Genomic DNA, 12,780 nt, shown 5'->3' with positions numbered 1-12,780 from the left:
TTAAATGATAAATAGAGATATAGGAGCGATCACTCAACTGACAAATCACCCCACTCAAATCTCATTGTGTGAAGCTTAAAAAAAAATAGATGGAATTGAGTCTTGCATCTCCAAAAAAATTGCGATACAATATAAGCATTGGGGGTTTTTCGCCTCTAAGCATGACTTTTTATTCAACACGAAAACAGCAGGATATAGATATACAGAAGCGATCGCTCAACAGAGAAATCTCCCAGATGTCATTGTATGAAGCTCAAAAAAAACTGGGAGGATATTGTATTGCAACTCCCCAAAAATTCTGATAAGATGTAATCATTGGGAGTCGTTCGTCCCTACGCATGACTTTTTATTCAACTAAAAATCAGCAGGATGAATCTATAGATATATAAATATACAGAAGCGATCGCTCAACTGACAAATCACCTCACTCAAATCTCATTGTGTGAGGCTCAAAAAAACTGGGAGGATATTGTGTTGCAACTCCCCAAAAATTCTGATAAGATGTAATCATTGTGAGTCGTTCGCCCCTCTGCATGACTTTTTATTCAACTAAACAGCATTTCCGATAAATATGCAATTTATTGACCAAGCAGAAATTCAAGTAGAAGCTGGTAAAGGTGGTGACGGTATGGTTGCCTTTCGGCGAGAAAAATATGTGCCTGCCGGAGGCCCATCTGGTGGAAATGGTGGCCGTGGTGGCTCCGTGATTTTAGTGGCTATTGAAAATCTTCAAACTTTGCTGGATTTTAGATTTCAGCGTATTTTTAAAGCAGAAAATGGTAAGCGTGGCGGTCCAAAAAATATGACTGGTGCTTCAGGGAGCGATCGCTTAATTGAAGTGCCTCCTGGTACGATGATTTATGATGCGGAAACTGAGGAATTATTGGGAGATTTGGTTAAACCCGGACAAAGTTTTTGTGTTGCAAAAGGTGGTAAAGGTGGGTTAGGAAATAAACATTTTCTCAGCAATAGTAACCGCGCTCCCGAATATGCTTTGCCTGGATTGGAGGGTGAAACTCGAATGTTAAGATTGGAGTTGAAGCTGTTAGCTGAAGTGGGAATTATTGGGTTACCAAATGCGGGAAAATCTACTTTAATTGCTGCACTTTCTGCTGCCCGTCCGAAAATTGCTGATTATCCTTTTACTACTCTAGTACCAAATTTAGGTGTTGTGAGAAAACGGACGGGAGATGGTACTGTTTTTGCTGATATTCCAGGATTAATAGAAGGTGCTTCTGCTGGTTTGGGTTTGGGGCATGAATTTTTAAGGCATATTGAACGAACTAAATTATTGTTGCATTTGGTCGATATTACAGATATTAATCCGGTGGATAATTTTGAGACTATTCAAAATGAGTTAAAGGTTTATGGGCGAAATTTGGAAGATAAAAATCAAATTTTAGCTTTGAATAAGGTTGATGCTGTAGATTTAGAAAGTGCAGAAATTCAAGAGTTGGTTAGTAATTTTAGAGAGATTAATAGGGGAAAAGTTTTCCTGATTTCTGCTGTTGCAGGTATTGGTTTGAAAGAGTTGATGGAAGAAGTTTGGCAGGTTTTGGAATTGGAGGAAAATGTTATATCATGTCCGGTTAAACAGTGATAAATAAATAACTACGGAGGAGTCAGGAGACAGGAGACAGGAGACAGGAGGAAAGAGGGAAGAAAGAAGAAAAACTGGAGTTGAAGGAGAAAGTTTTTTTATAACTAATTATCCGGACATAATATTATTCAATAATTAATAATTAACAATGAATAATTAATAATTACCCCTAATGAAAATAGATGTAGGTTGGGTTGAACAACAGTGTTAGCGGAGCTTCCCGGAGGGAAACCCAACATTAATTAGGGTTTGCGCTCAAAAGTATTTTAGTAGGGGTAGGAGACAGGAGACAACCCACCCCTCGCCCCTCCCCCTCCCAGGAGAGGAGAAATGGATCGGGAGCGAGGAAGTAGGAGCGGGCGTTTTGTAAGAATGATTTTTCTGCCCAACTATGCGCCTAAAATACGCTCCTTTTTGAGCGTTTTAGACTGAAACAGGCGCACTTTTTTTGTTCCCAAAAAGGCTAAAGTCTTTATATGTCAATGCTTTTATATTTAATCAGCAGAGCAATAATTATCATTTTCTTTGTGGGTTTAATACCCCACCGTCAACGGGGGTGTTCACGCATTACTTGGGGGAGCGAATCCCCATGTAATTTTCCTCCTGTCTCCTGTCTCCTGTCTCCTGTCTCCTTCTTCAAGGCATTGCATAATTGCGGGATGATTTTGTCAGAGAGCAGAAATCATAATCCCTGTGTCCCCATGTCTCCGTGTCTCCGTGTCGGCCTCAATCATCCCAGTATTCAGCAACGCCTTAATATGGTGTTGGGTTTCGTTTCTCTCAACCCAACCTACAAATTCTACTTCACCATTACCATGCAGGACTACCTAATTTTTTTCTTTTTTCCCTTCAAAGAAAAGGCTTTATACGTTAATCTTTTGATAATGTAGGTTGGGTAGAACGGTAGTATTAGCGGAGCTTGTCCGTTAGGATAAACCTAACACAATAATGGAGGGAAATTAGATAATGTTGGGTTTCGTTTCTCTCAACCCAACCTACCATTTTAATAGCAATATTTTCCGTCTAAAGCTTTGGCATGGTCTTTTCCAGTTCGGACTACCCCTAATAGGGTGGAAATAATCACGCACCTTTTTGGTTTGTCTTGGTTCTGGTGTTTTATGCCAATACGCCCTTTTGCTTGGATGCTAGTTTGTGTACATTGGTCAGTAGGTTTGTAAACTGGGCAACCTTTGTAATTAAAAAGGGCACGGTAAATGGGGTCTGTTTTGTTGGTAGTAACTGTATTGGTATCGGGTTTAACTATCCGGAGGGTAGTTTCATACTTGCCTTTGTCATTTGTCTGATTGTCGTCTATCTCAATACCAGGTTCTAGATATTTCCAACTTGAGGTTGGTAGGTCATTGGGAGCGATCGCTGGTTTATGTAGCGCATACCTAATTACGGGTTGCCCAATAATATTGGTGGTTTCTTGGAAACTTGCCTGCCAAGCAGTTTTATCTCGTATGGCATTACGACGAGCTGCAAACATGGCCTGATATATTCTGTCAGTTGAGGTGCGGAGACGGTAGTTATTGATGAATGCTAGCCATCCAGGAGTGGCGATCGCTGCCAGAATACCAATAATTAGCAAGACTAATGTTAATTCTGTGAGGGTATATCCTGCTTCTTTTTGCTTAACTGATTTTTCTGATAGATTTTTTGCAGTAATTTTAATAATAGTTGATATTACGGAGTTTAATATTTTTACGTTCATTTCAACCCTGATTTACTGTTTTTAAATAGTTGTATCTCTCTTTACTATTTTAATACCAATTTCATAAAATATTGCAAAGTGTGAGGGAACAGGGAACAGGGAACAGAGAAAGAAAAACATATTAAGATGTAACTGCCTTTGCGTGAATAGGGAACAGGGAACAGGGAACAGGGAACAGGGAACAGGGAACAGGGAACAGGGAACAGAGAAAGAAAAATATAAATATTAAAGAGGAAAAAAGGTGGAAATTTTAGAATTTATGGAATTTATAATTTTTTCTTTTAAGAAGAAATCACAAATTAAGATGTAACTGCCTTTGCGTGAATTTGGTATAACAATTCATAATTGAACGTCAAACATGATGCTCTTTTTTTGCATAAAAAATTTGCCCTGTCGTTTACCTGAATATTTGACAGGGCAGCTATTTTGTGGTAAGCATCGGCTTAAATTAGATTATGGGCAATCATCTCCTTCTGCTGTTCTCATTCCACCTAAGAGGGTTTGTACAATTACGCATCGTTTGAGTCCATCATCTGGTGTGGAAACTTTGACAATGAAAGGCACATTATCTTGGCTCACTGTACCTAAATAGTCAAATGTAACGTTTGGGGTGGCATTAAACGCAGTACAATTTTCATCTGTACATACACCAGAAACTAATGTGACCATTCCTGATTTAATTTCCCCATTTGCTCCTAAAGATTGCCAGAATGAGTCACTATTTGGTATTGGAGTTGTTTTAGAGGTAGAGTAAATCTGGAATCTTGCTGGATCATTATAAGGTTTACCTGTGCTAGGATTTGTTTCAGCATCAATGCTAACATCCCGGAATTGAACTATTCGTTCTACCTTTTTTGACTTAGCTTCACTTTGTGCTTTCTGTAAAGCTTGTAATACTAAACTATTTACTGTACGAGTACGCTGTCTTGTAATAAAAGCATCCCACGAAGGAGCAGCGATCGCGCTCAGTATTCCTATTATTAAGACTACTATCAATAATTCTATTATGGTAAAACCTTTATCCAGTTGATTTTTTTTACCAGGAATTTTGACTAAATAATTCTGTAAAATTTGCAATAGTATTGTTTTTTTCATGTCAGTTTCCTAATAGAATCTTTTATCGTAATAATTTGAACAATCTCACTCTACTCTAATGGTTTACGACTTCTTCCTCCTACTTGAGCTGTTACTTTCGGGCAATATGATGGTGATTGAGCACAATTAACTGCTTCTCCAATACGACGTTGAGAGTCTCCTGCTATTGTTATTTCTGCTAATTTATTACCGGTATTTTCATGGATGGTAACTTCATTGAGAGTGAAGCTTTCAACATAATTAACTAATACTTCCAAGTTATTTTCGTAAGTTTCATCTTCTTTCGTCCATCCCTCATAACCTTCATCACTTGTAGGAATTTTAAAACCTCTGTCTCTCTGTAATTTTTTATCCGTATCACCGTTTTCATCAATATATGTTCCTGTAAAATCTGTTACACCATCTTGAATTTGAAATCGGGCAATACGCTTTGGACAAGTTTCACCATTAGGTTGACACCAAATAGAGGTATCATCATCTTCTGTAATCTCATAATAAGCAACTAACGATAATACATAAGCATCGTCATCTTTACATGGAGGTTCTGCGCAAGCTGAAACAGGTATAGCTTCTTCTACTAACTGCCGTTTCCAAAATACCAGAATGGGTTTTCTATTTTCATCGTCATTCTCTGGAAGTTGACCTTCAATTGCGTCAACAACACCCCCTGCTCCATCATGATCGTATACATAGAGCGCTTGACTCATATCTTGAGCTATATAGTCAACTGCTGCTTGAATATCCTGTTCGCTGTTTGCCTTTGCTTGCTCTCTTACATCTGTGTTGAGCATATCAACTACAAAACTTAACAGTGGCACAGTTATTAAAAAAGCAATGATTGTTCCTACCAACAATTCAATCATTGTAAAGCCACTGGTAGGTTTAATTATGGAAGATCGCCTTTGTTGGTATTGTATTTTTAGGAGTGATTTGAGTAAAGTTTTCATCTTTATCCTCTTTCTGCGTTTACTTTTTATTTGATTATTCTTCAGACTTTAATTTGTCGGAGACTTTAGGCGATCTTGATAATTTTGAAATGAATTTTCTGTTGGTGCTATCTCTGTGATTATTTCTACCATTGGCAATCTACGATTACCGATAGCATTTGTAACTACTGATTGCTGTGTTCCTGGGTCAGGGCAACCTGCTCCAGAAGGACAAAGAGAATTTTCTTGAAAAGCATCTGCTCTATAAACTCTCACACCTAAAGCATAACCTCGACGTTTATTTTCTTCTGGCGATAGTGATGCATTGTACGTAATTCCTTGATTGCGAGACCCTTGGACTAACATATCTGAAAGGCTATCTTTTTTACACTCTTGATCTCCATCTCCATCTACACAGAAAAGGTAGTTAGATTGATTAGATTGAGCAGGGTTTGGAGTTGGTGTAGTGCAATATGCTCCATCTTGACATACCAAATCACCTAATTGAGGAGGGTTAACATCTTTAAAATCTAACCCTATTTGATTTGGACCTCTATCGACTGGATCATACCTCACCCAATCTATATAACTCCTCGCCGCTTGTGCTGCCAACTCCAACCTTCGTGCTTGAACGCGGGTTCCTACAGATAGGGCAATAACAGGTGCCACTGCACTCATCAAGAAAGACACCATAATTATTGCCACTAAACCTTCCATAATGGTGTAACCTGCTGCGGGCGATCGAGGTAAACTTTGCATTTTTTTCAGTTTCATCATTTTTATCCTCCTTTTTATTTAATTATCGGCGTTGCTGACTGGTGGGTATGATTTGATAATTTTGTATTTGGGATTTTTGATTTTGGATGGTTTGAACTGCTTGTTAATATTAACTTTTCCCAGCTCCGGTGTTCCCAGATCCCTGCATTTTTTTCAGTTTCATCATTTTTATCCTCCTTTTTATTTAATTATCGGCGTTGCTGACTGGTGGGTATGATTTGATAATTTTGTATTTGGGATTTTTGATTTTGGATGGTTTGAACTGCTTGTTAATATTAACTTTTCCCAGCTCCGGTGTTCCCAGATCCCTGTTCCCTATAAACTTACTTTCATACCTTAATTCAGCAATGCCTAATTATCTATACAGTTATCTGGACGTAGATTGTCATTAACAGCTTTGCTGTCATCCTCTGTTAGAGAGCAAAGCAAAGTTTCAACCCATTCATCATCACGACTTACTTCTCTATAATATTCGTCAGGTTTACTCTCACTTGGTGGACCTGTTAGTTTGAGAGCAAACAAGTCTGGAGACTGAGATAACAAACCAACATCAAAATTCCATTGTCTTGTTGGTGGCATAAAGAAGGGAACCTGACCATTAGTTTCAGTTGAGTTATAGGTATTGAGAGCGTCAGGATCATCGCTGTTAAAAAGATTTGGAGTTGTAAAAGGTAAGACCTGCTGATATGGTGCTGTTCCATACTCACTACGCCGTAATTGAATGAAGGAACCAGAGATAGTTGCTGTTCGGTCTTTCCAGTTTTCTAGGAAACGTGGCAGGTTTGGTAGACCTCCGTTAGTTTCTCCTTCCGTATCTGTAAGAATTCTGGAAGGAACATCCCCTGTCGCTAAGATTAAATTGAAAGTTGTATCTGCTGCTTGTGGCAACCACCTAGTTTGATCGACTGTTTGATTGTTGTTTGTGGGAAAAGCATTTCCAGTTGCTGCTGCATTATTTCTAGTAGCATGAATCTGCAATACTGGCATTAAAAGTGGTTGCTTTACTGTGCTTTGAGTTAAATTTTCTTCAAAGTAGAGAGGGAAGTTATACCCTGAATCTAATTTTCCACCATTAGTTGTGTGGAACCAGAGAGCGTTACTACTGTCAACTGGACGATTAGCTGTGTCATAAGGGGGATAAGGTTTATCGCCTGTTATTTTAAGAGTAGCTGAATATGGATAGTAGCTAAGTTCTAGATTTCCACCTGTTTTTGATGCTACTCCTATTGGAACTGGTCTCCAGGTTCCATTATCATCTTGTAAAACTAGAACATTTGTTGCTGGTGTATCCTTATCCTTATCCTTATTATTCCAGCCATCGTTTATTATATTAGGAGTTAGTGTCTCATCACGTAAATAACGCAAGAAAGCTACCCGACGTGGAAAGCGTTGATATTCTGCTTTAGGAGGTTCAGCAGTTGTTCCAGACCAAAGATTACTTATTGCAATGTCTGTCGAAGTTGACAAGGTATTAGCTGAGATAATTTCCCCTGGTGTTAGTGTACCATCACCATTCTCATCTAATAGAACCACCCAATCTGAAGGCTGACAAGCTGAGACAGGTAATTTCAAACAAATCTCCATCAAGTATTCGGTAAACTCACCTCGACGTTGAACTGGAGTCGTAAAGTTATTAAAATAAGAACTATCTACAGCATTATCTTCATTATTTCTATAATCATTGTCCTCTAATGCTGGGTTACTATTGATGACAACATTACTACTTAAACCATTAGTAACAAAGTTGTTGGCATAGAAACCATTGAGTAACCTAGCCAACTTAGTTGTCACTTCTTCTTCATAAAACGTGAGACTCACTGTATCTTCCAGCGTTCCATTTTTATCCAGATCGGTTAATAAGTCTTGTTCTGTAAATTCAAATTCATCATTAGCATCCAAAGTGTTGTTTCCATTAACATCATTATTAATGTTTCCATCTCCACTAAGATCGTAACCCTCAGTAACTATATTACCTACATTATTTCTCAAGTCAAAATCTCCCTCATTGCGGAACCCCGGACGAAAATTACCAGAAAGAAGACTTATAGAATCAGACAAAACAGTCGCTGCACGCCAATTATCTCCCTCAGGGCAAAATCCTGATATCCGGGGGTCTCCAATACGACAAGCAAAGCTTGGGTCTAGTTTTTTATTGGGGTTATAGTAAGCATTGAAATCCCAATCTATATTTTTAGCACCTTGAAATTCACCATGATCGTGCAAGTTAAAATCACCCTGAATATAAGCTGGTAAGTTAGTCACTAATATCAGTCCTTTCTCCTTAACTATACTTTCGATTTTTTCATTATCAGTTTTACCTATCACATTATTGTTATCATTTCGGCTTAGTTTTTCCCCGTTGACCAACATAATGCCATTAGGACGACGAGTAGGATCGAGTCGCCAGTCTGTAGGACTTAATAACTTGCTGGTATCTTCATCAATACCATCTGCCGAAAACTCTGTGCGATCGCTCCTGTCTGGAAGTGCATCATCTCGACTAGCATAAATAATCCCACTATTGGGCAGCAAATACTCTGGTTTTGGACCGACATTTGTTGTACCAAAAGCTATAGTTGTGTTTCGTAAAACATTTAAGTCTAACTGAGTCACCCGAACTTCTAAAGGTTGACGTTCTTCAAGAGATAGATCGTAATTTCCAGTTAAGTTAGCAGGAGTAGTATTAGGGTTACTGCTGAGAGTAAATGTTTCATCGTTAGGAGTAGCAGGGTCATCTGCATCGATCGCCTTAATTTGCCTACCATCCAAAAATGCCACTTCTTTAATTGCCCCATCGGGTATAACGTTGCTAGTAACAGTAGAAAAACCAGGAGTACCCAAAATACCAAGAGCGCAAGCAGTTGAATGTATAGCCGCTTGGTCTACTAAGTTCCGATCGTCTGCATCCTTCAATAAAGCTGTTCTCAAGGGTCCATTAACAAATCTACCGTTGGGGAAGACCAAATTAGCTTGATTTTCTAGAATACTTGGACTTGTTCCACCCAATAGCTTGCTTGTAGAGTCTTCTGTTGATTTCCCTGGTACTGTGTATGTTGGAGGGCCATATACTATACCGTTATTAGATTTACCATTTGGAGCTGTAGTCGCATCAAAATTTTCTGCCGTCTCTTCACTGGTTGGATCGTAGTAGCTACTAACACAGGCAATAGGAGTTTGAGTAGGAGTAGTACCCTTTTCATAACTACTCTCTGCATAGTGATAGACTGCTGTTGCCCGCATCCGCAGATCGCCCTTTGCATATTTAGGAGTATTGGGGTCTATTGTTGGGGGATCTGTCACTGTTGTGGTTTCTGTATCTGGATTAAATAAGTTCCTCCAAGTTTGATCAACGTTATCATAAACCATACTACCAACCACAGCCTCGGGTGGGTCGCTACCTGGTACATTTTCTATAGGCGACATTGGCATCGTATCTGGCCAAACTATCTTAAATTCTTCGATGACAGTAGTTGCCGGATCGTCGTATTTCTTGACTTCACCATTCTCAATAATATTTGGTGGTGGTAAAAATGAATTTTGCCTCTCATAAACCCCTGCTCCCGTAATAACTCGCAAACCTCCATAACCATCAACAGCACTTTCTGGTTCTTGTGCCGCTGCCAGTTCCCAGAAACCATTTCTATCTGGATTTCCTAGATCGGCCAATTCTTGTATTTGAGTTGTACGCGTTCGAGGTGTATCATCATCGTCCCAAGTTGTTGCACCATCCACTTGTTGCGTGGTGTCCTCTCCAACAAATTGTGGTGGATCTTGAGATTTATCATACCTCTTAAGTGGTAAGTTATTACCCACAAGAATGCGATCGCCCAGGTATTGTTCGACATCATCTACTATGTTATCTGGATTTGTTGCAGGAGGCCTATCTAACAATAAATCTAGACCACTGTTAGTCGTTTTGGTTCCTACCTTTGGATTATCTTCAAACAAGAAGGTAGTAGGAAACATCCACTCATCTATTGGCCTCAAACTCTCTCCGTCACCATTAATCGTAGCAGCACCTGTTTTTCCATCCAAAGCATCTGCACCTAGCGCCACTTCTTTAAAAGGAACTTTGCGAGTTCGTTCTTTAAAATAAGCTTCTAGTGCTTGTTGTCTAGCTATTTCTTCAGATGTTCCGTTGTCTACTAGATCCTTAACCTGTTTGGTAACTTCTGGTGGATAGTTACCTGGAGTATCTATAACTGCATTTACCATTGCAGCTATGCGTTGACGATAAGCTTGTTCGTTATACGCTGCATCTAGTGGTGATGAATCTTTGTTTATAGACTCAGTATCGCCATCTTTAATTTCTGCTTTAATTGGGTCGTTATCTTTACCCTGAAATAAATGTACTGTAACCGGATCTGGGTTATCGTCAACTTTTCTAGTACGACCGTTGATTAATTGTCCACCTACAAGAATCTTACTATTCTCAGCCTCGTAAAAACAGGAACTTCTACCACTAACCTGATAAATCTTAAATTCGTCAAAGTGCATTAACATCAAGTTACTACTTGCCAATATCCTGCCATTGATGTTAAACTCAAAACCTGGAGCTGCTTCTAGATCGCTCTCGTATACCACAGCATTATTTGCTACGGATTTTCGTTCGTAGTCTTGCTGATATTCCAGTGCCGAAAATCCTGTTGTACCACTATAATTTTCAAAATCTTTGCCCAAACTTTGATCCTTTGCTGAAATCAGACCTGCCTGAGTTGTATCAGTGATTGGTACAGTTGCAGTATAAACAAAGAAACTTTTCCTCAAGTTGCTACCTGATTTAAACCAACCAGAATTTCCCACTAGACTAAAGCTAGTACCACTAGCTCCTTCACACCCTGGATTCCCCAAACTGTCAAATGGTGATTGAGGCGGTGTTCTTGCTTCTAACGGTGTTCTTTCTCTATTAAATTCTCCACTCTCTGTATCCCTTGTAGGACTGCGGAAGAAAATACCATAAAGAGTATAACTATCATAATTACCATTATTATCTGTATCTACTGGATATCTCCAAGCAGTTGTAATTTGTTCATCGTCCTCCAATAGAGATTCGTCTTCTCCCGAAACTTCAAAGCCATCTCCATCAATATCAAATTTTACTTTCAGTGCCGTCTCATCACCAAATGTATAACGATCTTCAGTGTTTAAATCTTCATCCGGCGACATTGTTCTAGATAACAAATCGTCTGTGGGAGTTCCTTTCGGAAGACTAGGATCTGCATTTAACAAATAATCAATTTTTGCACTTGCCCTTTCCAAAGCAGGAGCAGCAGCACTCAACACCTGCTGATTTACCTTAACATTTCTTGCCATTTCAGCCCTGTCAAAAGACCTGAGCAAAATAGCAATACTCAACAAAACTACTACCAACAAAACCATAGTCACAGTGGGCAAAACAAAACCTGCCCCTGAGTACCTACTTCGATTATTTATTACATTCCAGAGCGATCGCCTCAACTTTCTCTCCATGACTCGATACCAACTCCGGATATTACGGAAAATATAAAATATATTTTTGAGAAACTTATTCTTTGACATAATAGCCTTCCTGCCCCTAATTGCAAATGGTTTAGTTGGCAAACCGTAAATTTATATAACTATATTATAGTGACTTAAATTTAGTCCCTACCTCTACTTTTAGCACAGCACAACTCGAACAGCACCCCATAACCGAATTTTGGATAGCACAAATATTGGTCAAGGATACTAAAGTGCCTAACCTAACCTAAATATTATTCCCTAAATGAAAGGTTAATCTATCAACTTATCAACGAAACTATATTTTTTTTAATCTTCTGCCTCACACCCGGCGCTCCTAGGTTCGGCGGACTGTGTTCCCAAACCCAATTACTGTCTACTTGACATCCTCCCCGGCCTAAAGGCGCGGGGATTCCTACCAAGCCGTAGCTCCTCGGTGGGTTGACGTTTTGCTGACGCAAAGCTCCGCTAACACAGGCTGCTGCTACTTTGGCAGTAGTCTTACGCTTGCCTCCACGTCCGTTTTTTGTCTCGGACTGCCCGCCCGCGACTAATATATTTATTGCTGCATTCTTGTCTCTATCGTGTTTTGCACCACAGTTAAGGCATTCCCACTCTCGCACTTGAAGGTCTAATTTGCCTCCACGAAAACCACAACAACTGCATTTTTGGCTGGTTGGCTCCCAACGATTAATTACTCTCAAATCCCGACCGTATTTTTCTGCTTTACCTTCTAGAAGTGTTCGGAATGTCCGCCAACCTAAATCTGATATTGCTCTGGATAATTTACGGTTTTTCACCATACCAGATACATTCAAATCCTCTAAAACAATTGTTTGGTTTTCACGAATTATTTCAGTGGATAATTTATGCAGAAAATCTGTCCTAGTGTCTTTGAGTTTGGCATGAAATTTAGCTACTCTCAATCTAGCTTTTCCATATCGTTTAGACTTTAAAGTTTTCTTGGATAATGATTTACTTAACTTTCGATACTTTTTAATCCGCTTTTTCAATGGTTTAGGAGCATCAACCTTTGTACCATCGCTAAATGTAGCAAAGGTTTTGATGCCTAAGTCTATCCCCACTGAATTATCAATCTGAGGCAATATTTTGGCACAAGTTTCTACTACAAAACTTAAGAAATATCTATTAGCTGAGTCTTAAATAATAGTTACTGATGATGGAGGAGA

At 39.1% G+C, this 12,780-nt stretch carries 7 protein-coding genes and 1 pseudogene; 2 read left to right on the top strand and 6 right to left on the bottom strand.

What is annotated here, in order from left to right:
• Positions 1 to 161: 161 nt before the first annotated feature.
• Together F6K13_RS03810 and obgE are read left to right on the top strand one after the other, a co-directional pair.
• Positions 162 to 302, top strand: a complete 141-nt coding sequence (locus tag F6K13_RS03810) for a hypothetical protein (RefSeq protein ID WP_287244080.1) — start codon at positions 162 to 164, stop codon at positions 300 to 302.
• Positions 303 to 571: 269 nt separating this feature from the next.
• Positions 572 to 1,600 carry a GTPase ObgE gene (obgE, locus tag F6K13_RS03805; RefSeq protein ID WP_124144605.1) on the top strand — a complete coding sequence of 343 codons (1,029 nt, stop codon included), beginning with the start codon at positions 572 to 574 and terminating at the stop codon, positions 1,598 to 1,600.
• A 1,003-nt stretch (positions 1,601 to 2,603) separates the two neighbouring features.
• On the opposite strand, the gene F6K13_RS03800 is transcribed toward obgE, so the two are convergent.
• From F6K13_RS03800 to F6K13_RS03775, 6 genes and pseudogenes are all read right to left on the bottom strand, one after another.
• Positions 2,604 to 3,314, bottom strand: coding sequence for a Tfp pilus assembly protein FimT/FimU (locus tag F6K13_RS03800; RefSeq protein ID WP_287286848.1), 711 nt, complete (start codon positions 3,312 to 3,314; stop codon positions 2,604 to 2,606).
• 453 nt (positions 3,315 to 3,767) lie between these two features.
• Positions 3,768 to 4,409 (bottom strand): type II secretion system protein, encoded by a 642-nt coding sequence (locus tag F6K13_RS03795; RefSeq protein ID WP_287244072.1) that lies wholly within the window; start codon positions 4,407 to 4,409, stop codon positions 3,768 to 3,770.
• Positions 4,410 to 4,459: 50 nt separating this feature from the next.
• Positions 4,460 to 5,356, bottom strand: coding sequence for a hormogonium polysaccharide secretion pseudopilin HpsC (gene hpsC / locus F6K13_RS03790; RefSeq protein ID WP_287244066.1), 897 nt, complete (start codon positions 5,354 to 5,356; stop codon positions 4,460 to 4,462).
• Between the two features lie 48 nt (positions 5,357 to 5,404).
• Complete coding sequence (gene hpsB / locus F6K13_RS03785) at positions 5,405 to 6,112, bottom strand: hormogonium polysaccharide secretion pseudopilin HpsB (protein WP_287286847.1); 708 nt, start codon at positions 6,110 to 6,112, stop codon at positions 5,405 to 5,407.
• Positions 6,113 to 6,463: 351 nt separating this feature from the next.
• Positions 6,464 to 11,650 carry a hormogonium polysaccharide biosynthesis protein HpsA gene (gene hpsA, locus F6K13_RS03780; protein WP_287286846.1) on the bottom strand — a complete coding sequence of 1,729 codons (5,187 nt, stop codon included), beginning with the start codon at positions 11,648 to 11,650 and terminating at the stop codon, positions 6,464 to 6,466.
• A 221-nt stretch (positions 11,651 to 11,871) separates the two neighbouring features.
• Positions 11,872 to 12,735: pseudogene (locus F6K13_RS03775) on the bottom strand (RNA-guided endonuclease TnpB family protein); the annotation flags it as partial.
• Positions 12,736 to 12,780: the final 45 nt, after the last annotated feature.

It is taken from the genome of Okeania sp. SIO2B9 (assembly GCF_010672505.1).
Taxonomy (GTDB): domain Bacteria; phylum Cyanobacteriota; class Cyanobacteriia; order Cyanobacteriales; family Microcoleaceae; genus Okeania; species Okeania hirsuta.
This window is presented reverse-complemented; position numbering and strand designations above follow the sequence as displayed.

Bases quoted from the DNA above. Each gene is read 5' to 3' on its own strand.
- F6K13_RS03800 (WP_287286848.1), bottom strand. From the start codon at position 3,314: ATGAACGTAAAAATATTAAACTCCGTAATATCAACTATTATTAAAATT.
- F6K13_RS03795 (WP_287244072.1), bottom strand. From the start codon at position 4,409: ATGAAAAAAACAATACTATTGCAAATTTTACAGAATTATTTAGTCAAA.
- hpsC (WP_287244066.1), bottom strand. From the start codon at position 5,356: ATGAAAACTTTACTCAAATCACTCCTAAAAATACAATACCAACAAAGG.
- hpsB (WP_287286847.1), bottom strand. From the start codon at position 6,112: ATGATGAAACTGAAAAAAATGCAAAGTTTACCTCGATCGCCCGCAGCA.
- obgE (WP_124144605.1), top strand. From the start codon at position 572: ATGCAATTTATTGACCAAGCAGAAATTCAAGTAGAAGCTGGTAAAGGT.
- hpsA (WP_287286846.1), bottom strand. From the start codon at position 11,650: ATGTCAAAGAATAAGTTTCTCAAAAATATATTTTATATTTTCCGTAAT.
- F6K13_RS03810 (WP_287244080.1), top strand. From the start codon at position 162: ATGACTTTTTATTCAACACGAAAACAGCAGGATATAGATATACAGAAG.